Source organism: Gleimia europaea ACS-120-V-Col10b (assembly GCF_000411155.1).
In the GTDB taxonomy this organism is placed as follows: domain Bacteria; phylum Actinomycetota; class Actinomycetes; order Actinomycetales; family Actinomycetaceae; genus Gleimia; species Gleimia europaea_B.
In genome coordinates this window covers 1,353,095-1,375,563 of sequence record NZ_KE150266.1, presented here as the reverse complement: position 1 = coordinate 1,375,563, position 22,469 = coordinate 1,353,095, and the positions used below count along the sequence as shown (strand labels likewise).

At 53.4% G+C, this 22,469-nt stretch carries 21 protein-coding genes, 1 tRNA gene and 1 pseudogene; 4 read left to right on the top strand and 19 right to left on the bottom strand.

Annotated elements, in window-relative coordinates; translation table 11 throughout:
• Positions 1-96: 96 nt before the first annotated feature.
• From HMPREF9238_RS06250 to HMPREF9238_RS06240, 3 genes are all read right to left on the bottom strand, one after another.
• Positions 97-795: a TetR/AcrR family transcriptional regulator gene (locus HMPREF9238_RS06250; RefSeq protein WP_016444611.1), complete on the bottom strand. Its 699-nt coding sequence runs from the start codon at positions 793-795 to the stop codon at positions 97-99.
• A gap of 76 nt (positions 796-871) precedes the next feature.
• On the bottom strand, positions 872-1,462 hold the full coding sequence (locus HMPREF9238_RS06245) for a DUF3427 domain-containing protein (protein ID WP_016444610.1): 591 nt from the start codon (positions 1,460-1,462) through the stop codon (positions 872-874).
• A 27-nt stretch (positions 1,463-1,489) separates the two neighbouring features.
• Positions 1,490-2,041, bottom strand: coding sequence for a hypothetical protein (locus tag HMPREF9238_RS06240; RefSeq protein WP_016444609.1), 552 nt, complete (start codon positions 2,039-2,041; stop codon positions 1,490-1,492).
• Positions 2,042-2,329: 288 nt separating this feature from the next.
• On the opposite strand from HMPREF9238_RS06240, the gene HMPREF9238_RS06235 reads away from it, so the two are divergent.
• Both HMPREF9238_RS06235 and HMPREF9238_RS06230 read left to right on the top strand, forming a co-directional pair.
• Complete coding sequence (locus HMPREF9238_RS06235) at positions 2,330-3,550, top strand: DNA cytosine methyltransferase (protein ID WP_016444608.1); 1,221 nt, start codon at positions 2,330-2,332, stop codon at positions 3,548-3,550.
• Positions 3,543-4,160: an Eco29kI family restriction endonuclease gene (locus tag HMPREF9238_RS06230; protein ID WP_016444607.1), complete on the top strand. Its 618-nt coding sequence runs from the start codon at positions 3,543-3,545 to the stop codon at positions 4,158-4,160. Before HMPREF9238_RS06235 ends, HMPREF9238_RS06230 begins: the two co-directional genes overlap by 8 nt.
• Before the next feature lie 437 nt (positions 4,161-4,597).
• Here the strand turns inward: HMPREF9238_RS06230 and HMPREF9238_RS06225 are convergent, their stop codons facing one another.
• The 5 genes and pseudogenes from HMPREF9238_RS06225 to HMPREF9238_RS06205 all read right to left on the bottom strand — a co-directional run bounded on the left by HMPREF9238_RS06225 (position 4,598) and on the right by HMPREF9238_RS06205 (position 8,897).
• Entirely contained in the window at positions 4,598-5,794 is a 1,197-nt protein-coding gene (locus HMPREF9238_RS06225) for a cobalamin-independent methionine synthase II family protein (protein ID WP_016444605.1), read from the bottom strand.
• Positions 5,795-5,940: 146 nt separating this feature from the next.
• Positions 5,941-6,204: a type II toxin-antitoxin system RelE family toxin gene (locus HMPREF9238_RS06220; RefSeq protein ID WP_016444604.1), complete on the bottom strand. Its 264-nt coding sequence runs from the start codon at positions 6,202-6,204 to the stop codon at positions 5,941-5,943.
• Positions 6,201-6,425 carry a type II toxin-antitoxin system RelB family antitoxin gene (gene relB, locus HMPREF9238_RS06215; RefSeq protein WP_016444603.1) on the bottom strand — a complete coding sequence of 75 codons (225 nt, stop codon included), beginning with the start codon at positions 6,423-6,425 and terminating at the stop codon, positions 6,201-6,203. The genes HMPREF9238_RS06220 and relB overlap by 4 nt, the downstream gene beginning before the upstream one ends.
• A gap of 116 nt (positions 6,426-6,541) precedes the next feature.
• Positions 6,542-7,890: pseudogene (locus tag HMPREF9238_RS06210) on the bottom strand (IS256 family transposase).
• A 350-nt stretch (positions 7,891-8,240) separates the two neighbouring features.
• Complete coding sequence (locus HMPREF9238_RS06205; protein ID WP_040316512.1) at positions 8,241-8,897, bottom strand: MnhB domain-containing protein; 657 nt, start codon at positions 8,895-8,897, stop codon at positions 8,241-8,243.
• A 493-nt stretch (positions 8,898-9,390) separates the two neighbouring features.
• On the opposite strand from HMPREF9238_RS06205, the gene HMPREF9238_RS06200 reads away from it, so the two are divergent.
• Positions 9,391-10,317 (top strand): DNA adenine methylase, encoded by a 927-nt coding sequence (locus HMPREF9238_RS06200; RefSeq protein WP_016444599.1) that lies wholly within the window; start codon positions 9,391-9,393, stop codon positions 10,315-10,317.
• Here the strand turns inward: HMPREF9238_RS06200 and HMPREF9238_RS06195 are convergent.
• The 3 genes from HMPREF9238_RS06195 to HMPREF9238_RS06185 form a co-directional block, all read right to left on the bottom strand.
• Entirely contained in the window at positions 10,314-12,008 is a 1,695-nt protein-coding gene (locus HMPREF9238_RS06195) for a hypothetical protein (RefSeq protein ID WP_156824403.1), read from the bottom strand. The two genes, HMPREF9238_RS06200 and HMPREF9238_RS06195, sit on opposite strands and share 4 nt — an antisense overlap.
• Before the next feature lie 381 nt (positions 12,009-12,389).
• Entirely contained in the window at positions 12,390-12,602 is a 213-nt protein-coding gene (locus HMPREF9238_RS06190; protein WP_016444597.1) for a hypothetical protein, read from the bottom strand.
• Positions 12,599-13,210: a hypothetical protein gene (locus HMPREF9238_RS06185; RefSeq protein ID WP_040316510.1), complete on the bottom strand. Its 612-nt coding sequence runs from the start codon at positions 13,208-13,210 to the stop codon at positions 12,599-12,601. The genes HMPREF9238_RS06190 and HMPREF9238_RS06185 overlap by 4 nt, the downstream gene beginning before the upstream one ends.
• A 212-nt stretch (positions 13,211-13,422) precedes the next feature.
• On the opposite strand from HMPREF9238_RS06185, the gene HMPREF9238_RS06180 reads away from it, so the two are divergent.
• On the top strand, positions 13,423-14,766 hold the full coding sequence (locus HMPREF9238_RS06180; protein ID WP_016443799.1) for an IS256 family transposase: 1,344 nt from the start codon (positions 13,423-13,425) through the stop codon (positions 14,764-14,766).
• Positions 14,767-14,770: 4 nt separating this feature from the next.
• Here the strand turns inward: HMPREF9238_RS06180 and HMPREF9238_RS06175 are convergent, their stop codons facing one another.
• The 8 genes from HMPREF9238_RS06175 to topA all read right to left on the bottom strand — a co-directional run bounded on the left by HMPREF9238_RS06175 (position 14,771) and on the right by topA (position 22,452).
• Positions 14,771-15,097 carry a helix-turn-helix domain-containing protein gene (locus HMPREF9238_RS06175; RefSeq protein WP_016444595.1) on the bottom strand — a complete coding sequence of 109 codons (327 nt, stop codon included), beginning with the start codon at positions 15,095-15,097 and terminating at the stop codon, positions 14,771-14,773.
• Positions 15,094-15,360, bottom strand: a complete 267-nt coding sequence (locus tag HMPREF9238_RS06170) for a hypothetical protein (protein ID WP_156824402.1) — start codon at positions 15,358-15,360, stop codon at positions 15,094-15,096. Before HMPREF9238_RS06170 ends, HMPREF9238_RS06175 begins: the two co-directional genes overlap by 4 nt.
• Positions 15,350-15,637, bottom strand: a complete 288-nt coding sequence (locus tag HMPREF9238_RS06165) for a MerR family transcriptional regulator (RefSeq protein WP_016444593.1) — start codon at positions 15,635-15,637, stop codon at positions 15,350-15,352. Before HMPREF9238_RS06165 ends, HMPREF9238_RS06170 begins: the two co-directional genes overlap by 11 nt.
• 379 nt (positions 15,638-16,016) lie before the next feature.
• Positions 16,017-16,089, bottom strand: a tRNA-Thr gene (locus HMPREF9238_RS06160).
• A 172-nt stretch (positions 16,090-16,261) separates the two neighbouring features.
• Positions 16,262-17,821: an alpha/beta hydrolase gene (locus tag HMPREF9238_RS06155; protein WP_016444592.1), complete on the bottom strand. Its 1,560-nt coding sequence runs from the start codon at positions 17,819-17,821 to the stop codon at positions 16,262-16,264.
• 8 nt (positions 17,822-17,829) lie between these two features.
• Positions 17,830-19,011 carry a DNA polymerase III subunit delta' gene (locus HMPREF9238_RS06150; protein WP_016444591.1) on the bottom strand — a complete coding sequence of 394 codons (1,182 nt, stop codon included), beginning with the start codon at positions 19,009-19,011 and terminating at the stop codon, positions 17,830-17,832.
• Positions 19,008-19,670: a dTMP kinase gene (tmk, locus tag HMPREF9238_RS06145; RefSeq protein WP_016444590.1), complete on the bottom strand. Its 663-nt coding sequence runs from the start codon at positions 19,668-19,670 to the stop codon at positions 19,008-19,010. Before tmk ends, HMPREF9238_RS06150 begins: the two co-directional genes overlap by 4 nt.
• 64 nt (positions 19,671-19,734) lie before the next feature.
• Positions 19,735-22,452, bottom strand: coding sequence for a type I DNA topoisomerase (topA, locus tag HMPREF9238_RS06140; protein ID WP_040316801.1), 2,718 nt, complete (start codon positions 22,450-22,452; stop codon positions 19,735-19,737).
• Positions 22,453-22,469 lie beyond the last annotated feature (17 nt).

The window sequence follows — 22,469 nt, the reverse complement described above, 5'->3', positions numbered from 1 at the left end:
GTCAACAAACTTTCAACTCGCAGCGTATTTTCCCTTATTTTCCGCCGTTTATCGCAAGTTTTACTTTGGCGCGGATTTTCAGATGCGGAGATTTGTTCAAGCAGGCTTCGACATCGCGTACAGAAGCGGAATGATCGTTTCAACAATCGGCTTGGAAGGCGACTTCGCAATAGGTAGGTGTTTTGGCACCGTGCGCTCTACCCGTGGTGGCGAGGCCGAGCCAACCACTCGGTTTTGAGTGCGGCTACGGTGTTCCTTGTAGCTCTCCACCAGGGCGTCAACCGCAGCCGCCCTCATCACAATCCCGATCACCGCGTGAGCGATCACGCGCATCGATGTTTCCGGGGTGCGATTTGCGGCCGCAAGAATGGTCTCAAGAACTCCGCTCAACGCGGTTAGAAACTCCTCGTTGAGGTCCGCCAGGCGCGCTCCCCATTCCTGATCTCGCACCGACCTCGCCTGCATTTCGGTGTGGAGGGCGTAAAGAGTGCGATTAACCCCAATCGCATCCATCGCGTCAAACAACAGGGAGTCGATTTGTGCCGGCATTGCCGCGTCAGCGTTTCGCCATTTTTCAACTTGTGCGTTGAGGCGCTCAATCAGATCCGCGTACTCGTCCTCCGCGAGCGCGGCGAGTAGTGATTCCTTGGTGGAAAAGTTGGAGTAGAAGGCGCCTCGGGTAAAGCCCGCACGACGGCACACGTTGTCGAGCGTGAAGCCCTCTACGCCCTCGAGAATTATGATCTCGCGCGTTGCATCAATGAGTCGCTGCTGGGTTTCAAATCTGCTGCTCACCCCGCCTCCTCCCTGTCACGTGCGCCTTCCAGATTACATGCGGGTTTGAGTAGCCTACCCGGTTTGCGGCGCTGGGTTAGGAAGCTACCGCCCTCGCGGACATGTAAAGGTCTGGGGGCAGCGGGTGGTCAAGCTCCCACGTTATCTGCATCGGACGCGAACCTTTGGCTTCAACCAGATGCGCGGGACCGGCGAATGTGTACGCTGCGCCCTCCCCCAGCGCGTCTTTCTTGTGTTCTCTGGTGAAGAGGGCGATGTTGGAATCCTCCTTCAGGTAGCGCATGCCCGCTTTGGTATGCGGCCCCGCGTTAGACTGCGATTCCCAGTGAAATAGCGTGGGCGTGAGCGCGAAATCGCGGTACAGAGTGTTAGGTGAATAGTCAGCCTTCGACTTTACGAGTGTCACCAGCAGCGCTTCCGTGTTGGTGTACTCGCAGTACTTAACTCCCTCACGCACGCCGCCGGGCGCCTGGCCTTGAAACTCGTATCCAACGCCGATGCCAGCCAGCAGTTCTTCACGCGTGTACGCAGCTCCCACTTTAAGCGGCGTCCACAGCCCCATTTCGCCAGCGGGATGCTGGTATAACTTCTTCGTACGATCGCTAACAGCTACGAATATTTGCCTCAGTTCATCTACGAGGTTCGGCGTGGATCTCAAAACTTGCATGGCATAGTCGATGGAAGCGATCTTCTTCTAATCACGTTTACCTTGGGGCCAAAACGAGTACATGAGCATGTGTGCGTAGAACTTTTCACGCGCTGACGTTGCCTCGTAACGGTAGTGTGGCGTGGAAAGAATCTTGAGGTAGGTTTCGATCCGCTCCGGGTCAGACACGTGCGCGAAAGCGCGAAGCCTGCGGTGGATGTCCTCGTAAGCGTCCGCTGCAAGATCGTTGCCCGTGGCCGCCATGTGAAGTAAACGCTTCCACGAGATCGGCCTATTTTTGAACTCTTTTCGGCTATAAATGTCTGCAATGTCGCGGTGAGAGTCTTTCAAATAATCCGTGAGTTGGTAGTCCTGCACGTCAACCCGCGCGGCAAGGGCCGCGCTTCTGATTTCGGCCGGTAGTTTTTCCGCATATACGGTTAGATTGTTTTTGATGGATTTGAGGATTACCTTCTGTGATTTTTCTTCGAGGAAAATCTGCGATCCGGCAGGCAGATGGCTAAAGCCCTTCTCCACAGCTGTCATAAGGTTGCTGCGCGGCATACCCTTGAGTGCTTGTAACTTGAAGTCGAAACGCATTGTTAATTCGAGCTGACATGGGTGTGAATCAGGAGCTCGACGCGATTGAATGGAGAGATGTTATCTGAGTCGGTAGTTGTATTTCGCTAGCTTGCAAACAGATGCAAAGTCGGGCTTTAGCCGATCACTATGCTTATGGTTATTCTGGTTAGGTTGCAAATCCGTTCAGCCTCATACTCGCAGTGATTTGTCATCTGTTTACCTGGATTGCGCCGATTAGGTGTCCGGTATGACAAGATTGGTCTAAAGGTGAGAATAAGCAGCCAAGGGCTCAGGAAGGAGTAGACAATGGCAGTCAACGGCGTTGAATTGTTTGCTGGCGGCGGTGGTCTATTACTGGGGTCTGCCCTTGCGGGTGTGAACCATCTGGTGGCAGCTGAATGGAACAAATGGGCCTGCGCTACTATTAGGGAAAACAAGGAAAACGATTATCCGCTGGTCCGGGATGTAAGTGTCCTTGAAGGTGACGTGCGCTCAGTAGAGTGGGGGGAAACAATAGGTGCTGAAACCGTTGACCTGATAACTGCCGGGCCCCCATGCCAACCTTTCTCCTTGGCCGGAAAAGCAAGAAATGCCGATGACCCCCGCGACATGTTTCCAGCAGCTACGAGCGTAATTGCTCAACTTAGGCCGCGCGCATTCGTGATCGAGAACGTGAAGGGCCTCACTAGGCCGGCGTTTTCTGACTATTTTGAATACATCAAACTTAGACTCCAACACCCTGAATTACGCGCTCGCGAAGATGAGAGCTGGGTGGATCATTTCGGCAGGCTCCAAAAGGAGCACACGTCTGTTCTGGCAGATCTGCAATATAAATTGGTTACAACAGTTGTTGATGCGGCGGATTACGGGGTACCGCAGCGTCGGCACAGAGTTTTTATGATTGGATTTCGTAGCGACGTTGACGCTGGATGGAGTTTTCCAGCGAAGACCCATTCAGGGCCTGCCTTGCGACAGATTCAAGAGTCGGGGGAGTATTGGGAGAAATATGAAGTACCTGTTAAAGACCGGAGCGTTGTTCAGACCCGCCTCAAGCTAGAGTGTGACTTAAGACCGTGGCGTACCGTAAGAGATGCGATTTCCGATCTGCCGTTTCCTTCAGAGTGCGACGATAAGTGGTTAGATCATCGTTTCCAACCCGGCGCCAAGTCATATCCTGGACATACTGGATCTCCGCTGGATGCGCCTTCAAAAGCCTTAAAAGCTGGCGTACATGGCGTTCCGGGCGGGGAGAACATGATAAGTTTTTCAGACGGAACAGTGCGATATTACTCTGCCCGCGAAGCAGCCCGAATCCAAACTTTTCCAGATCGTTACCAGCTTCACGGAGCTTGGTCGGAGATCATGAGACAGCTTGGTAACGCAGTTCCAGTTCTCCTCGCTGAAACGGTTGTGTCTAGTGTCGTGGAACATCTCGAGCTCGACACAGCTCTACACAGGGTTTCGGCACTAAAACAACGCGAACAGCTCTCGTTAATTTCCAGGCAAGAGGTGCTAAGCCGTGGTTGATTATTTTGATCCTCTAAGTTACGAAAATCTGGGTGCTTCGATCGCCCGCGCGTTAGAAGAACGCCCAATCATGTCTTTGGCACATATCGAACCTTTCGACGGTGCCGGGATATACGCCCTCTATTACACTGGTTCACACGTAGCTTATGAACCTCTTTCACGTCAGAATTCATTGGTCGCCGGCACCTGGGCAATTTATATCGGAAAAGCCGAAGCTGAAAACGCGAGAAAAGGCGATCCTGATCAGGCTCATCTCGCGGTCGGCCCAAAGCTATTTAATAGAATAAGGGGTCACAAACGCTCTATTGAAGCGGCAACTAATTTAGACGTGAGAGATTTTCAAGTGCGCGCTCTTACGATTGCCCCTACCTGGATTCCACTGGCCGAAGTGGTAGCTATACGTCTTCACAATCCGGTCTGGAATGTGATCGTCGACGGGCTGGGTAATCACGATCCTGGTTCCGGTCGTTATGCAGGGATGCGCCCGCGTTGGGACACAATTCATCCAGGGAGAAAATGGGCCGATAAATTGCAAGCGCGAACCGAGTCGGCATCCGACATTGAACAAGAAGCGATCGAATATTTGAGGTCACGATCACTCAAGCCATGATGGGTTAAAGTACACGCTGCCCGTACCTTTGGAGGGCGGCTTCGAGCCCGGCGTCGATAATCGTTTCGTATAGACCGGGCGGCAGGTCGAAAGGCTCGTCCATCAAATACTTCCAGAAAACTACGCAGCTTTTTCTTTGCTTTTATATTACGAAGCGCGGCGCAAATTTTCTGTCGGTTATTCTTCTGGGTGTACTCACACCGGCAGATGCAAAATGCTGGTTTACAGAGCGGTTTCGTTTCGCATCACGGCGCGCAGTTTCGCGTCCAGGTTAGATAGTGATTCGGCCACACTCCAAACAACTATCCGCCATTTTCAAGCGCTTTTATCCGACACTTTCACGCATTCCTAGCCGACACTTTCATTTTCTATTTTGAAAAATCCGCCGTTACATGACGAAACCTCCGCTTTCGCGGAGGTTTCGTTTATAAGCGGACTCAAACTAGTCGCGCGCCCTCAGCCAATGACTTCAACTTTGCCCACGCGATCGAGGGATGGATACGTCCCCCGAAGCCGCAGTCCGTGGAAGCCACCACCCGATCTGGGCCAACGATGTCCACAAATCTGGAAATGCGTTGCGCTACCAGCTCTGGGTGTTCCACAACGTTTGTAGAGTGACTGACAATGCCAGGAATCAAAACCAGGTTCGAAGGCAAGTCGACTTCACGCCACACCGTCCACTCATGTTCGTGGCGCGCATTGGCCCCCTCGAACGAAATGTAGTTAGCGTTTACAGTCAAAACGTTGTCCACGATTTCCTTCAATGGGATATCCGTGGTGTGCGGCCCGTGCCAAGAACCCCAGCAAAGATGCAGGCGCACCAGATCAGGATCAATCCCTTCCAGCGCGGTATTAATCGCATCAACACGCACCTGGATGTAACGTCTGTAGTCGTCAAAACTAGGCGCAGGATTGATTTGATCCCACGACTCCGCCAGTGACGGATCATCGATCTGCACGGTGAGGCCCGCATCCGTAATGGCGCGGTATTCTTCGCGAAGGGCTTGCGCCCACGCCTGCACGACCTCTTCATCATTGTCGTAGTAGGCGTTAGACAGACGGGCTGCCGAGCCGGGAGAAACCGCAGCTATAAACCCGTCTTTGCGATCAATTCCGTTAGCCTCAAGAGCACTGACCAGCGCATCAATATCCTGCTTCACAGCGTCATGACCGATGTACTCGATCGGACCTGTAATAACGGGGAAATTTTGCTTTGTCTGTTCCTCTTCAGAGAGCTGTTTCACGCCTGGCATTACCGCAGCTTCCGGATCGGAATAAACGTCTTTGAACTTCACCCAATCTCGACGCTGCTCGAACTCCACCAAATGGATGTTTGATCCAGGTGCGGGCGGCGCAAGCGGATACTCTTTGTCAGTCATTTCGAGCCCCGCAAAACGCGAGAACGAGTAGTACCACCACGGACCGAAATCGAGTTTTTCAGTCATTACGTGGCCGTACTCACCGTCATTAACCCAGTCAATTCCGATCTCTTGTTGCCTTGCAACAACATCATTTACCGAAGACTGAAGAATCTGGGCGAACATGGCCTCTCCCATCTCCTTTCTCCTCAAATTTGCGTTGAGCAGTTCTTCGGTACGCGGCAGGGAGCCGACATGGGTGGTACGAATCGCCATCTTTCCTCCTTCAACAGTAAATCGACGATGGTGCTTTCTAAGATAACAATTTCAGGAGGAACGAGTTCGGGGCCGTCACAGTCCGGTCACCCCAGTGGATAGCGCACCGCGATGTGTTAAAGACGCTATAAATACGCCCGTCAGACTTAGTAGATTTTGCTTCTGTGACCGACACTTATGAGTATCAGAACCAACTGAGTGTCTTGTATATCTGCCAAAATCCGGTAGTCGCCCACACGATAGCGCCACTGCCCGCGCCTATCAGCGGTCAGAGCCTTACCGTGTGCCCGCGGATCTCTTGCATTAACCAGGTTCTTTTCAATCCACGATTTGAGTATGCGCTGGGTGTGCCGGTCTAGCTTCCTAAACGCCTTGTCAAACTTAGCGGTGGTACAGACCTGGTAAGTCATAATCCAAGTTCATCCCACAACTCGCTAATGGGACGGGCAGACAATTCGCCGTTAGTTTTTTCGGCCTCGTACTCTGCAAAGGCCTTCAGGTCATATTCATTCTCGATCCGTTCAAGCATGGTCGAGCGTAGCATGCCAGAAACCGTGGTGTTATTGAGCTTTGCATAAGCCCTAAAGATTTGTAGTTCCTCCTGCGGAACCCTCAAACTAATCGTCCCCATACCCACCTCCATGTGTAATGCAATTGTATTACGCGAATGAGCGGACGTGCAATGCCTAGATATGCGAAACCCCCACTTTCGGAGAGTGTCTGTTTGTTTGTGTGTGGGGGCTTGGTTTATAAGTACTGCGAGAATCGGTTGGGTATGCCACAGCTAGTTGGTTGATAGCTTGTTTCCAGCCGTTGGCTTTCGCTCCTTCAATATAGCCGTTGCACTCAATATCGCGCTTGGCTTTCTTCGCGCGTTGGGCCGCGCGTTTATCTTCGATGTTGCAAATCATTAGCCACAATGTTTTCAATGCTGCCGTATCGTTAGGGAACTGACCCCGGTTGCGGGTAGCTTTACGTAGCTCAGCGTTGAGCGACTCGATCGAGTTAGTGGTGTAGAGCACCCGTCTTGCTGCTGGCGGGAACTGTAAAAACGGTATGAACCGCTCCCACGCATCACGCCATACCTTGACTGACTGCGGGTACTTACAGCCCAGTTCACAGGCTTCGAACGCATCGAGTGCCGCGCGGGCGGTTTCCTCATTCGGCGCGGTGTAGACCTTACGCAAAGCGCTAGAGACAGGTTTGCGGTCTTGGTAGGACACCCACCTGTTAGCCGCTCGGATCAAGTGGACAATACAGGTTTGCACCATCGAGCTTGGCCAAGTCGCCTCTACCGCTTCAGGCAGGCCTTTAAGACCATCACAGCAGACGATGAACACATCCTCCACACCCCGGTTAGCCAAATCAGCGCAGACAGAGGCCCAAAACGCGGCTCCTTCACTACCTGCAATCCACAATCCCAGAATGTGTTTGATGCCGTCCATATCCACGCCAACAGCCATGTAGCAAGCCTTGTTAACCACACGGTTGCCCTCGCGTATCTTAACGCGCATCGCATCAAGGAAGATCACCGGATAGAACTGCTCTAGCTGGCGGTTTTGCCAGACCAGAACCTCTTCTAACACAGCATCAGTAATCGTGCTGATCGTGTCCGGGCTCATATCCACCCCCAGTGTGGTGGCCAAGTGGTGTTGGATATCACGCAGTGTCATCCCGCCGGCATACAACGAGATAATCATGTCATCAAGCTCGCTAAGCCTGCGAGCGCCTTTAGACACCATCTGCGGGCGAAACGTACCAGCACGATCCCTAGGCACGGTGATATCCACCATGCCATAAGCACAACCAACAGTTTTGGTATACGACCCATTACGGTAGCTCACCGCACCGGCAGAACCCATCTGGGCTTTACCCTTCCGATCAGAATGCTCATAGCCCAAATGAGCATTCATCTCTGCCTGCAAACCAGCGTTAATCGAGACCTGCAACAAGCCCTTGACCAAATCACTAGCATCGCTAGTAGAAGCAGACAGCTCGCCAATAAGCTTGGCGATTTCAGGGTTATCCATCAGCTTTGCACTGATCTCATTGACCTTGTCCTGGCCATAGTTATTCTGCAGTGACACCACAGGCATTAACAGCAAAACCCCACCACCACAACAACATCACCACAAACAAAACTTCGACACCCTCAAATACCAAACTAAACTCCACGTCTAAGTAACACCGCCAAACGCTTCAGCCAACACAAGGGAATAGAGACTCTCAATCAGAAAGGGGTGAGCAGGCGAACCAAGCTTTAGAGACCACACGCGGCACGCCCACGATATACAATTTTGGCCAGTAACTCAATAAACGAGGCTTAGTGCCCCTTGTGAATATCACTCAAAATTGTTTCGCAACGAATTAGGAAGCGATCCTTGACTTTCTCGAAATCTCATTGCTTAAACAATTTCACATTTCCGGACAAACGTATGCATATCATTTAGTAGCCGTGTGATCCCAGCATAGTGCCTGCCGTTCGTACTACTTCAAGCTGACGTTTGCAGTCTGCCACCTCACGACGAACCTCTCCGCCCCGCGAAACATTCAATATCCAGCTAAACAGTAATACGATTCCAGCTGCCACAACTGCTAGAGAAGATACTTGATAGGCATAATGGAAAAATTTTATATCCGTACCACCGAACACCATTGTAGCTGAACCTGTAACTATCGTTATCAATCCTCCAGCAAGCTTCCACAATCCTGCATGGAATGATTGCCACTCGACTGGGGGAGTCTTCCAGTAGAAAACCACAGGCATGGTCAGAATGATTGCCGCGATCAAACAGGCCACGAACAAGCCCGGTTGACTACCTATAAATTCACACGAAGAAATTAGGAGAGTAAATGGGAAGAAGAGAAAGACGAACAGGTCGACTTTGTTCGTTGCCCGTTTATTCGTATTCTCAATCTTTTGAAGTAGCGTTTCCTCCGCGATTCTCAGGATATACAGGCAACTCTTCTTGTACTTGTGCGCCAGCTCAGAGATCTTCATTGCGGACTCGCCAACACTCACCCATCGAATCGTCCCAAGTTCTTCCTCGAGCTGTGCTGCATCTTTATTATTCGGTTTTTCCGACATGACTTCTTCGCTCATAGATTGATCGCCCTTCTCATTTATAATGCAATCTGCGCGCTAATTAGAAACGAGCACCACTAAGGCTCGGTACCTGGCCAGGTAGTAATACAAATTGATCCACGCGGCTCACGAGACCTCACTAATTGCAACCGGCATCACTACAGTGGCACCCAGGCACAAAGTGAACTTGCTAAGTTTATTTAGCCCTAATCCGTCAGAGATGGTCTCGAGAGGTTTATCTTTATTGACTACGCCAGAAGTTCGAGTACTGAACTCCCCGATGGAAGTATCGTTGTCAAGCGCCACTACTATCGAACCTCCCACCGAACGCAAATGCTAACGTCGACATACATGTCTTCTAGGCACCACACGTTATAGACATCGCTACAACTATTTTCGTCGACCAACCACCAAATACTTGAGCGTTTCCCCATCACATTCAGCATATAAACGAACGCGAATATAAGACTACTGCTGTTGCCTTGTTTATCATTGATTGAAAGGAGAGCACATGATTTTAAGCAAAGTGGATACGCACGTAGAAGATCCTTCTTCTACAGAACCACTGCGTATTGTGGCAAGGCACGCGCATTCAGTGTTTGCTCCATTACGTTACCCTGGGGGGAAGGCAAAACTCACCGGATTTTTCGCCGACATCCTCGCTCACAACCGGCATATTAGCCGATATGTCGAGCCTTACGCCGGTGGTGCGGGAGCTGGCCTAGCTCTCTTGTTGACAGGACAGATTACCCATCTACATATAAACGATCTCGACCCGGCCGTATATTCGTTTTGGCGCTTGCTAGTAACGGACCCACAACGGATCGTTGACTTCATTGATTCTGTCCCTCTAACCGTGCAAGAGTGGCATTGTCAGCGAGCGATTTACAAGGCTGGCTCCTCGCCTTCTGCTGAATTGGGTTTAGCGTTTTTTTACTTAAATAGGACAAATCGGTCAGGAATATTAAACGCGGGCGTGATTGGAGGGAAGACCCAAACAGGCAATTACAAGATGGATGCCCGATTCAACCGGGATACTCTTGTGAGACGTGTGGAAGCGTTGATTCCCTATTTAGGAAGAATAACTGTCACAAATGAAGACGGCCGTAGCGTGATCAACGACTATGGAAATGACAAGCAGACCTTGTTGTATGTTGACCCCCCTTACGTTCAGGCTGGGAAACGCTTGTATTTGAATGCTTTTGAAGATTATGACCACAAAGGGTTAGCAGCCACAATTCATGATCACCCTGATGGGAACTGGATCTTGACTTACGACAACCACCCATTGGTGCGTGAATTGTACGAGGGGGATTATTGCATCCCCTTGTCCATCAATTATTCCGCGCACAAGAAAACAAAAGCGAAAGAGATCTTGGTCGCATCAGCGAACCTGGCGCCGGTAGTAAAGGAGATTGGCCGCAATACTGTAACTTAGCTGCCAGGTCTCACCAAACTACTACCCCTCTTGTATACAGCGTATTGTTGACACAAAAGCGCAAAGAGCACGGCATCATTAAATGCGCTCTTCAACGTATCTTCAGATAGATTGCGGTAAGAACCATGAGAAGCTGTGTTGCCGACTATTGTTGCGGACCTGACAAAGTTGCAGTTCGTGATGGTCGACTTGGCTGAATGGAACCCTCCTAGTTTTGGAAACTGCTCGGATAGGTACCTTATAAACTCGCTATCACAGAGCCTGTCTGTAACCTGCTGAACATCTTCTTTAAGTCCTGAGCCACCCTGTTGTTCCAGGTGCAATCCTTCAATATTGGACGCTCTCAGACCGGCCATAGTAAGTTCGAAGATTGGTCTAAGTGCTGGGGCTAGGACGTAGAGCTTTGTCTGTCTGCTAGAAGATCCCCGCTGTGGAAGGTCCCCGTGTTCAAGGATCCCGAGGACTAGGGCATTGGCGTCCATAAAATTATTGCTATCGTCGATTCGCAGTTCTAGATGTGCGAATTTATTTCCAACATGGTTGGCGTCGTCGCGTTTTGCACCCTTCAGGCTTTGTTTTAATTGCTGTTGCAAGTCTGCATCGGCATCTTCGGGAGTAACGTTGTGGAGCTCTTCATGGTCTGCGATGTCACTATTGTGGTCATCGGATTGTTGTACGCGCGTCTGCGGTTGCGGGACTTCAGTAAGCGATGACACGTTAGAAGTGGAAACAGGAGCGGGATGATGTGGAGCCGGTTCATTGATGACCGCGCTTGACTCACCTGTGTGAGCCTTGCCAGTTCCGATAGGCTTCTCGTCGCATTCGAGATATTGCAAAACGTCCTCTAGGGCGTTTCTATCTCCGTTTAACGCTGGGTGTCGCGTGTTTAGCTTCGGATCTGCATCTGTCATCAGCGTTGCTAATCGCAGGAGCGCTTTCAGATTATTATCAGTGAGTGTGTTAGCTATCTCTGCTGTTGTTCCCTCTGGGGATAGAAGCCCGCTTGGAGCGAACTCTATTCCGACTATGGTGCGTATTTCATCTACCTTTAAGGCGTATTCGAGTGGGGATGGCTTAATCGTTTTTAATCGTTTGATCGATTCTGCATCCATACGTCGCGTGAGCTCTTCAACTAGATGAGAAAACGATGCGGTTTGTAACAGGCGCTTGAGGCGCGAGCCTATGTTATATCGCTCTTTGAGTTGTGCAATCGTGGTGCCCGCCTCAATTTGTGCGTAATAAAACTGTGCTTGCTGTTCAGTGCTCCATTGTTTTTTCGATATTTTTGTATGAAGGCGGGCGATATGTGGCTGGAGTTCTTCCTCAGAATCAGCGACCATCACTCGGATTTGCGATGGAATACTTGCATACTTGTCCTGATATTTGTTTTTGAGGCGCTTATAGCGGCGGGCCTTCTCTGGCCCATATTTTTCAATCAAAGTCGGATCATTCAGTAGTTTAAGTGCTGTAACTCGCCGGTTGCCTTCAACAACTTTGAATCTAGATCCATCAGCTACCACAAGGGGGAACTCATTATCCAGGTAACCGTATTTAAGAATCTCTTCGACTAGTTCGAATATTTTCTCATTATCCAACATGTACAGCACGGCTTGATGCTCGTCGGTTACGCGTATCGGCAGACGATAATTACGTAGGTCCAGCTCTAGTTCCTCTAGAGCTACTAACTTCACAGGCAAGGGCCACCGATGCATTATTCTCCTAACGTTGGATTAAGTCTAAGCAAAACCTGTACTTATTACGCGCAATATCATCAGACTCTGCCGCGCTCGGCACGAACTTCACATGTTTTGAATATAGCTATAACGGCACCTACGGATATGCGACTTTGTTCAATCACACGATGAATACTTGTTTATGGTGTGAAGGTGATGCGGACTCACGACTGTAGTGCGAGGCTAAACTCACTTCAGAGACTTGGTAGCAAAGCTGGTTTACATCTACCCACTCTTAGATGAGGCTGCCTGTTACTTGTTCTACCGCGAGAAGATGCTTAACCCGAGACCTCGCGCGCAAGGCGGCTAGCCCACTGGAAGGGATTAGCCGCCTTGTGTTCAACCCAACTCGGGAGAGGACGCGCGGTGAGTTTGAGTATCGATCTTCTTTACGCGCGGTAGCTTCACTACGTCGAAGAAACCTGCGGCGTTTAGTTCGCGCTTGGTCCAGTCCCGCGCATCTGCCAAACGGGCAAGCTCCAACAACACCAACGACTGCGCCGGGGTTAAACCCTCTACCCCACGCGCCCACACCGGCCACGACACACTCACGCCGACTCACCACCAAGCAGCACTTCGTGGCGTGCCTGCGCCAGGCGCAACTGCTCCACGCGAGACGCCTCCGGGTTCTCAGACACAACCTGGCTCCAAGCCTGCTCCCACAACGGATCAACATCCACGCTCTCACCCTGGCCTGCAAGAGCCTCGCTGCGCTCTTGACGCAAGCGCAACGCCTCGCGCTCACGCTCTCGACGAACGCCCGCGTCCTCGTCCGCACTACGGGCAGGCGGTTCGCCCTTAAGCACGTTCTCTCGAAGCCTGTAAGACACCAAACGCGACAAGCGTCCGACATTGGGAGGCAAAGCCTGATTCATCACCTCGCGAATCTGGCCTGGCTGCCAACCCGCGTCCAAACAATCACGCAACGCCTGCGTGACCGCGACCGCGCCACCGGCATCCATCGCCCGCATGAACGCTGGTAGACACTGCGCGATCAACTCCACATCCGCCTCTAACGGTAAAGAATCAATCTCGGCATCCACACCAGACCGAACCAGACCAAAAGACTCATCCTCTTGCGCTACCGGCGCTTCCTCGCGCACGCGCGTTGGTTTGGTTTGGTGGTTCTTAATTACGGTTCTTATATTGCAAGGGGTCATGGGTGTCCCCTTGGTAGGGGTCATGGGTGTCCCCTTGGGTGCCTCATCTGACCCGTCATTCCGCAAAGGGTCATTTTGGCCCTTTGGCGGAATATCAACCATCTCCGCACCCGCAGTATTGCTAGGGGCCAATTTGGCCCTTTGGCGACTTAGCGGAGAGTGTTTGATGGTTTGTGTGTGGGAATCCATCCCGCATAAGGAGATAAGCCAGAATGACTACTGTGGCAAGACGAGACCCGGCTGATAAGGCCAAGATTGACGCGATTGAGGAGAAGCTTCTTGCTAACCCTGAAATCGCTAAGCTGATCGACGAATTGGGCACTTCCACCACGGATGCCAATGACCTGGTGCGCGGCATGTTGCAAGCCTCGATTACCCGAGGTTTGAATGCTGAGATGGATGCCCACCTCGGCTATCAATCCGGTGATCGGGACGCTAAAGCGGCAGCTGGGACTGATAATCACCGCAATGGCACCTACCCGAAGACGGTTGATTCCAATTACGGGCCGGTTACCGTAGACGTTCCCAGAGACAGGGCTGGGACGTTTCTTCCCACCATGGTTCCCAAAGGCTCCAGGCGCTTGACTGACGTCGATGACATGATCGTGAGCTTGTATGCCGGCGGCATGACCGTGCGCGATATTCAGCACCATATGGCCACCGCCATGCGGGTGGATATCTCCCATGAGACGATTTCCGCTGTCACTGACGCAGTCCTTGATGAGGTACTGGTGTGGCAAAACCGCCAGCTCGACGAGTTCTACCCCGTCATCTTCCTTGACGCATTGCGCATCAAAGTCCGTGACGGTGGACGCGTAGTCAACAAGAGCGCCTATATGGCCATCGGCGTGGACATCGACGGAATCAAACACATCCTAGGACTCTGGATCGCCAAGGAAGAAAGAGCATCCTTTTGGGCGCAGGTGTGCTCCAACCTGTCGAATCGCGGGGTCAAAGACGTCTTCATTGTCTGCTGTGACGGGCTCAAAGGCTTGCCTGAGGCAGTGGAGGCAACCTGGCCAGGTTCGATGGTGCAGACCTGTATCGTGCACCTGATTCGTGCTGCCAACCGGTGGGTGGCCTACGGCGACCGCAAGACCGTGTCGGCAGCATTGAAGAAGGTCTATACCGCCCCTGATGAATCCACTGCTGCAGCGGCACTGGCTGAGTTCGCATCCTCTGAGTTTGGCGAGAAATACCCCAGGTCTGTGAAGGTCTGGCAAGACGCATGGGAGCGGTTCGTGCCGTTCTTGCAGTTTCCGCCGGCAGCCCGCAAGGTCATCTACACGACGAATTCGATTGAGTCGTTTAACAATGAGCTGCGTAAAGCCACTCGTAACCGGGTGCAGTTCACCAATGATGAGTCCGCGTTGAAGACTCTGTGGTTGATGATATGCAATATTGAAGACAAACGCGCAGCTAAACGCGCTAAAGAAGGTAAACGAGCCGCCGCTTCAGCTAGCCGGCTCGTTGAAGGCGGAAAGGTTTCAGGGTGGAAACAAGCCATCAACCAAATGGCCGTGGCCTACCCCGACCGCTTCGACCAATACCTCTAAGAAATCAAGCCCCACACACAAACAACTTGACACGCTCACTTAGCGCAGAAAAGTCTGGTTCTACTCCTACATGAAGTCGGTACAAATTAGCCCTACGACCGCGAGTAGATGATTGTGTTTCCACATCGATCAAACCAACATCGCGCAACGTTGCGATATGGCGCTTCACCGACCGCACCGACATGCGCGACTTGCGAGCAAGAGTCTCCTGCGAGGGCCAACACGCAAAACCATCATCGTTAGCCGCGTCCGCCAACGCTAAAAGAACCATCGCCTGCGACGTGTCTAAAGCCTCCAACCCCCACGCCCAAGTCATAGCCAAAATACTCACAGCGCACCCCCTAACAACAAGCGAACCGACCAACAACCCGAATCAGACCAGCGCCGCGCATCAATAAGACCTGCACGCTCCAAAGAAGAAATAGACGCCTCCACCCGAGACAAACTCAAACCCGTCACACCCGACTCCTGCGCCGGATCAACACGAACAGCACCCTCACTATTCGCCTTCCACGCCAAACGCAACAAAACCACCTTGTCACTCAACCGGCGACACTCAACCCGCCAAGCCCACTGAACAGCCTCAGCACTCACCAGACTCACCACCAGACACAGAAAAACCAGGCAGTACACGATCTTCCGGCAAGAGAGGATCATCATCGCGCGCGGGAACGAACGTATAGGTGTTTAGAGCCTCAATATCCTCGACGCGAAACATTTTGCGACCTGCCAGGTTCTCGACATAGGGAACTTTGCGCTCCCGCGCCCAGCGCATCAACTTTGCATAAGAGACATCTTGCAGTCGTGCAGCCGCTTCACGCCCCGTGAGCAAATCGCCCTGCTTCAGTACATGTGTGCGTTTTTCGTTCATGCATACAATCTATAAACCGTGTACATGATTGTCAATGTTTTACTTGTGCACATTTCGTTCACTTGATACAATAGAAGCATGGCAGATGAGGTAATTAATTTCGACAGAGCAATTGGCATGACCGTTGCTCAGTACATGTTCCTGCACAACCAAACGCGGAGCGACTTGGGAAACCTTCTAGGCGTGACCGGTCAAAATGTCTCACGTAGGCTACATGGGTACGCAAAGTGGTCTGCTGAAGAATTGCTGACGATCGCCATGAACTACGGGCTAACACCTAACGACCTGATGCCAGTAAAGGGAGCCGACGGTAGCTGGATTCCCGCACCGTTCGTCCCTGGATATGCGAAAGCCCCCGCTTTCGCGGGGGCTGGCTCAGAGCCGCCTGTGGGAATCGAACCCACGACCTATTCATTACGAGTGAATCGCTCTGCCGACTGAGCTAAGGCGGCAACGCCACAAGGCACGAGCCTTACTCTAGCGAATGAACCCCCGCACCGGCAAACCGCGCACTGTGATCTACACCCGACCCAGCAATCTCGATATTACTGGATCGACAAGGAGCAAGCTGTGGACGCTCAGTCCCTTAGACGGAACGCTAGTCCAGCAATACGGAAGCAATAGTCACTGCTTGGGCAACTTGCAAGAAGCCCCCTCGGAAGGAAGCTTGCCCGACAACATGAAATCATCAACTGCATCTGTCACGCAGTTGCCCGCCTTGCGCGAATAAGCGGTGTGTTTAAAACCCTCCACCTTCAGCAGATGGCCAGACTCCAACTGTTTTGCCAGGCTCTCTGCCCAGTAGTACGGAGTTGCCGGATCATACGTAGTGCCAATCACCAAAATCGGATCCGCTCCACTCGCCTTCACCTCTCGGCGAGTGTCACGAGACTCAACCGGCCAACCCGCAATCGACGCAGAAGAGTAGATAAACCCTTCACCGAGCAGCGGAGAATTACGCAAAATTCGATCCGCATACATCTGCATCTGCTCATCATCCAACGCCTTGTAATCCAAGGAATTAATCACCGTGAACGCGTCAAGCGAGTTGGTCTTGTAAGAACCGTCATCCTGCCTATCCGCATACAGGTCAGCAACCTGCAGCAAGATAGACCCGTCCTTTGAATTCATCGCCTGCGAAAGCCCCGCCCACGCCACGTTCCAAGTTGAATCGTCATACATGAGGGCGAGGATGGCAGACGTTGCCAATGCCTTGGTGAGCGGGCGGTTCGGATCAGAGGTAGTCAGCGGCTCCTCCTCCAAAGAATCAAGCCACTCGCCCAGTTGCTCTTTCATCTGATCCGTTGAGCCCTTAAGAGCAATCTGTCCCCTCTTAGAACCCTCATCCAGCCAGAACGCAAGAACATTTTCAAACCCTGTGGCCTGGCCCTCTGCCACCTCGTCCACCGGAATTGACGGGTCGAGCACCCCATCGAGCACAAAACGTCCTACTTGTTGTGGGAACGTGTCCGCGTACAAGGCTCCAAGGAAAGTGCCGTAAGAAAGACCCATGTAGTCAAGCTTTTCCTGCCCTAGCGCAGCGCGAACTACATCCATATCTCGCATTGCAGATTCAGAGTCAGAATGTCTTGTCATTTCTGGAGACTTCTCCAGGCACGTCTCACCCATCTTGCGAGCCGCTTCGCGGATCTCCTCCACCGTTGCGGGAGTATCCTCGGCCCTAAACTCGTCAGTTTCCTCCGCAGTTAGGCAACGCACGGGGGCAGAAAGGCCAACGCCCCTCGGATCAACTGCAACAATGTCGTAGCCTTTCATTAGCTTTTCAGTGAACGTGTAATCCACCATGTTTGGCAACGCCGAAACCGCGCTGCCTCCAGGCCCGCCCGGGTTGAATACAAGCGGTTTAGCGCCTGCAGACTTCGAGTACTTCACCAGTTGCAACTCAATGGTCCCATTGCCTGGATTCTCATACTCCAAAGGAACAGTTACTTTCGCGCACGTGAACTCTTTCTGCGCTGCACGCCCCTCCGTGAAGTCCACTACGGAAGCGTCCCCGCCGCAATCTTGCCACTCAACGCGCTGGTCGTAAAAGCTTTGAAGTGTCGGTTCGGGAGCGTTTATCTGAACGGTTTCCTCCGACACCTGCGCCTGCGGCGAAGCAGAACATGCTGACAACAACAGGGTAAACGCGCCAACTGTTGCCGCGAGTTTCACATTCTTCACGCTTTCCTCTACTTCCCTGGCACAAGCGCCGCTAGTAGGGCCTCCATAATCAGGAGCGGTTTCGTATTAGTTTGCAACAGCTGCCGGGCGCGTTCCACGTGGCTAATGCATTCTAACGTCGCATGCACATTCAGTTTCCGCGCCCGGTCGCGAAGCGCGTCATCCAAACCCACGCTAATTTGCCCCACTTCAGCACCCAGTTGCCCCGCCAGAAGATCTCTAAAGAATGCCAGCAAGTCAAGTAAAACACGGTCGAGCGCGTCTCTTTGCATGCGCGTTGCCTGGCGCTTTTGCTCGTCCTTCAAGTTCTTAAAGTGATAGCGCATGTGAGCCGGGATCGATTCGCCCTCACCAATACCAAGCGCGCGGCGCAGCTCGGCCTCCTCCGCTTCAAAAGCAGTCTCTTGCCGTTTCGTTTCAATATCCGTAGCCCGCGCCATCAAGGTTTCCGCGTTCAACACGGCCTCACCAATCGACGTGGCCCCCAGCGCTAAGTGCATTAGCTCCTGGTATTCACGGATCTTCGCATCGTCACTGGCCAAGCCTTTCGCCCGCCCAATGTGGGACTGCGCAAGACGCGCGGCAGCAGCGGCCCGCTCGGGAGCTACCCCGTACTTATCCGTCAAAAGCTGCGCCACATCACCAGCCGGCGGGATGCGAAGCGCCAAATGCCTACAGCGCGAGCGGATCGTGGTGATCATGTCTTCCGGGCTCGGCGTACAAAGCAACCAAACCGTGCGCTCAGGAGGCTCTTCAATTGCTTTAAGCAGCGTGTTTGCACCGCGCTCCATCATGCGGTCCGCGTCCTCAATGAGGATTACACGCCAGCGTCCGCGCGACGGTGCCGACTGCGATTGATACACGAGGTCACGAATCTGCTCGATCGGGATGATCACCGAGCTGGTCTCAACATCCGTCACGTCACCATTTGAGCGGGCAAGCGTGGAGGTACATCCTGGGCAGGCACCGCACCCTACCTCTTCTCCGGTGCACTGCAACGCTGCGGCAAACGCTCTAGCCACGCTCGAACGTCCCGACCCTGGAGGGCCTGTGATGAGCCACGAGTGCGTCATCGCCCGAGCATTCTCAGAATTTTCGGGATTTTCCACAATGTCGCGGGCACGCCTTGCCGCAGCCTGCAGCGTCTCAACCGCGCGGGCCTGGCCTACAAGATCATCCCAAACACTCACGCGTGGCCAACCTTGCCTGCGTGCAAATGCTTTTCAATGAACGGCTCCAAAGCCTGGCGAATCTGGCGCTGAACGCTCTGAACATCACCCGAAGCATCAATCACACGGTAGCGATCCGGGTAGGTCTTAGACAGCTCGTAGTACTGCTCGCGAACGCGATGCTGGAACGAGTTTGGCTCTCGCTCCAACCGGTCTGGCTCGCCCGTGCGTCGCGCAAACGCCACTTCTGGATCCAGGTCCAAGAAGATCGTCACGTCCGGTAACAACCCCTTGACGGCCCACAGATTCAACTGCAATATCTCGTCTACGCCCAGCTCCCGCGCAGCACCTTGGTATGCCACAGAAGAATCCAAGTAGCGGTCCTGCAACACCACCTCGCCACGAAGTAGTGCCGGCCGCACCTTCGTTTCCATATGGTAGGCGCGTTGCGCGGAATACAGCAGGGCCTCCGTGTGCGAATCCATGTCATCTGGGCCGTGAATGATGAGTTCGCGCAACTTCTCCCCCAGCTCAGTGCCACCCGGCTCGCGGGTAAGTAGTGGGGCAATCCCGCTTTCCTCTAGCCACTGCTTGGTTGACGCGATCTGTGTAGATTTACCGCAAGAATCGCCGCCCTCGAATGTGATGAACAAGCCGGGGTAGGTAACAGTTGAACTCATGTAAATATCCTCGCATGAGGGTAGGACAAGATTCTTAAATCCGCCCACCCGGCCTCACTAACTACTACTCAGACGCCTTCTTCGCGGCAGGCTTCTTAGCAGTTGTCTTTTTGGTGGTTTTCTTCTTCGTGGCAGTCTTTCGCGCGGGCCGCTTAACTGGCCCCTTCGCGCGCTTTTCCGCCAAAAGCTCAAAAGCGCGCTCTTCGGAAAGCCCCTCAACGCTTTCACTACTCGGCACGGAAATGTTGGTAGTACCGTCCGTGATATACGGGCCCCAACGACCATCCTTAACCGTGACCTTCTTTTGCGAAACCGGGTCCAAACCAAACTCTCGCAACGGCGGCTTCGCGGCCCTGCGGCCTCGCGTCTTCGGCTGGGCAAGCAACGCCAGAGCGTCCTCAAGGTTTAGCGAGAAAATCTGCTCCTCGCTCTCCAAAGAACGCGAATCCGTGCCGCGCTTAATGTAGGGCCCATACCGGCCATTCTGCGCGGTAATCGGCGTGCCCTCCTCATCCTTGCCAATCTCGCGCGGCAAAGACAAAAGCTGCAAAGCCTCCTCCAGCGACACCGTTGCCAAATCCATTGACTTGAACAGGGAGGCCGTAGCGGGCTTGATCTTCTTCTTCGAGCCCGCCTGCTCCTCCTCGGTAATGACCTCAGAAACGTAGGGGCCAAAACGGCCATTCATTGCCACAATGTCGCGGCCATTCTCCGGATTCATGCCCAGCACGCGGCCGTCATTCTCAGCTTCCTTGAACAGCTCCGCGACCTTCTGCGGCGTTAATTCATCGGGGGCAACATCGCTTGGAATATTCGCACGCGTCTCATCCTCGCGTTCCAAATACGGCCCGTAACGACCCACACGAACCGTCACGCCTCCACCCAAATCAAGCGAGTTCACCGCACGCGCATCAATATCGCCAAGCGACTCAACCTGGTGGCGAAGCCCCTTGCCGTCCGCCGAAACCTTTGGCGCCTCATCGCCCTCACCCAGGTAGAACGACTTGAGCCAAGCCACCGCGTTTTGATCCCCAGCCGCAATATGGTCTAGACCCTGCTCCATCGAAGCCGTGAAATCGTAGTCCACAAGATTGCCAAAATGCTGCTCCAGTAGCCTCGTTACCGAGAACGCCAGCCAAGACGGAACCAGCGCCTGCCCGCGCTTAGTCACGTAACCGCGATCCGTAATCACCGAGATCGTTGCCGCGTACGTCGAGGGGCGGCCAATGCCGCGCTCTTCCATCGCCCGCACAAGCGAAGCCTCCGTGTAACGCGGCGGTGGCGTAGTCTCATGCCCCTCAGCAGATGCGCTCACCACGTCAACCAGTGCGCCCTCGCCCAACTTCGGCAAACGCTGATCTCCGGATTGCTTATCCGCGTAGCGCTCCGCGTCCCGGCCCTCCTCATACGCCGCCAAAAAACCGCGATGCGTGATTACCGTACCCGAAACTGAGGCCGTCACATCGTGCTCCCCGGAGGCGAGCGGGCCCACCTCGCTCATCGAAGGCGTGCGCATCCCAATCCGGAGCGTGTCCGTAGTGCCCGTAGCGTCCGTCATCTGCGAGGCCAGCGTGCGCTTCCAAATCAAATCGTAAAGGGCAAGCTGAGCTGAACTTAGCTTCGACGCAAGCTCAGCCGGAGTGCGGAAATGATTCCCCGCCGGACGGATAGCCTCATGAGCCTCCTGCGCACCCTTCGCCTTCTTCGCATAAACCCGCGCTGACGACGGCACCGAATCTGCCCCAAACATTTCGCGAGCCTGCGTCCGCGCCGCCGAAATGGCCTCCTTCGACAACGCCGTAGAATCCGTACGCATATACGTGATGTAACCGTTTTCGTACAGCGACTGGGCCGTGCGCATCGTGTCGCGCGAATTCCAACGCAGCTTGCGGCCGGCCTCCTGTTGCAACGTCGAGGTTGTAAACGGAGCAGCCGGGCGCCTCTTATACGGCTTTTGTTCAACCGACAAAATCTTCGCGCCACCCGTGCCCAGGCCGGAAAGCACATCCGCGAGCGCCTTAGCGGCGTCCTCGTTCAAGTGCAAAACCTCAAGCGGCTTCTTCAGTTGGCCGTCATCGCCAAAATCGCGGCCCTGCGCCACGCGCAATCCATCCACCTGACTAACCCGGGCGGTGAACTTACTATCGGCCTCGAACTCGGCCTCAATATCCCAATAATTAGCGGCAACGTGAGCCATGCGCTCGCGCTCACGATCAACCACCAGGCGCGTAGCCACAGACTGCACGCGGCCCGCCGATAGCCCGCGATTCACCTTGCGCCAAAGCACTGGGGAAACCTCGTAGCCAACCAAACGATCGAGGATGCGGCGCGTCTCTTGCGCATCAACCAGACGGGTATCAATATCGCGCGTATTCTCAAGCGCCGCCGTCACCGCGTCTTTCGTGATCTCATTGAACACCATCCGCTTAACCGGCACCTTCGGCTTCAAAACCTCCAAAAGGTGCCACGCGATGGCCTCACCCTCGCGGTCCTCATCCGTTGCGAGATAAAGTTCGTCGGCCTCTTTAAGCGCGCGGCGCAGCTGCGTAACCGTCTTCTTCTTGTCCGGATTCACCATGTAGTAGGGCGCAAAATCGTTTTCGACATCCACGGCGAACTTACCGAGCGGTCCCTTCTTCATGTCAGCAGGAAGTTCCGAAGGCTGTGGCAAATCACGAATGTGCCCAACCGAGGCTAAGACAGTAAAGTCAGGGCCAAGATAGTTAGCAATCGTCTTCGCCTTGGCTGGAGACTCCACAATAACGAGTTTGTTACCCGCCACTTTTTCCTCTTCCTTCC

Coding starts and splice junctions, on each gene's coding strand:
- HMPREF9238_RS06245 (WP_016444610.1), bottom strand. CDS start 1,462: ATGCAAGTTTTGAGATCCACGCCGAACCTCGTAGATGAACTGAGGCAA.
- HMPREF9238_RS06240 (WP_016444609.1), bottom strand. CDS start 2,041: ATGCGTTTCGACTTCAAGTTACAAGCACTCAAGGGTATGCCGCGCAGC.
- HMPREF9238_RS06235 (WP_016444608.1), top strand. CDS start 2,330: ATGGCAGTCAACGGCGTTGAATTGTTTGCTGGCGGCGGTGGTCTATTA.
- HMPREF9238_RS06225 (WP_016444605.1), bottom strand. CDS start 5,794: ATGGCGATTCGTACCACCCATGTCGGCTCCCTGCCGCGTACCGAAGAA.
- HMPREF9238_RS06220 (WP_016444604.1), bottom strand. CDS start 6,204: ATGACTTACCAGGTCTGTACCACCGCTAAGTTTGACAAGGCGTTTAGG.
- relB (WP_016444603.1), bottom strand. CDS start 6,425: ATGGGGACGATTAGTTTGAGGGTTCCGCAGGAGGAACTACAAATCTTT.
- HMPREF9238_RS06205 (WP_040316512.1), bottom strand. CDS start 8,897: ATGAGCGAAGAAGTCATGTCGGAAAAACCGAATAATAAAGATGCAGCA.
- HMPREF9238_RS06200 (WP_016444599.1), top strand. CDS start 9,391: ATGATTTTAAGCAAAGTGGATACGCACGTAGAAGATCCTTCTTCTACA.
- HMPREF9238_RS06185 (WP_040316510.1), bottom strand. CDS start 13,210: ATGACCCCTTGCAATATAAGAACCGTAATTAAGAACCACCAAACCAAA.
- HMPREF9238_RS06180 (WP_016443799.1), top strand. CDS start 13,423: ATGACTACTGTGGCAAGACGAGACCCGGCTGATAAGGCCAAGATTGAC.
- HMPREF9238_RS06165 (WP_016444593.1), bottom strand. CDS start 15,637: ATGAACGAAAAACGCACACATGTACTGAAGCAGGGCGATTTGCTCACG.
- tmk (WP_016444590.1), bottom strand. CDS start 19,670: ATGAGTTCAACTGTTACCTACCCCGGCTTGTTCATCACATTCGAGGGC.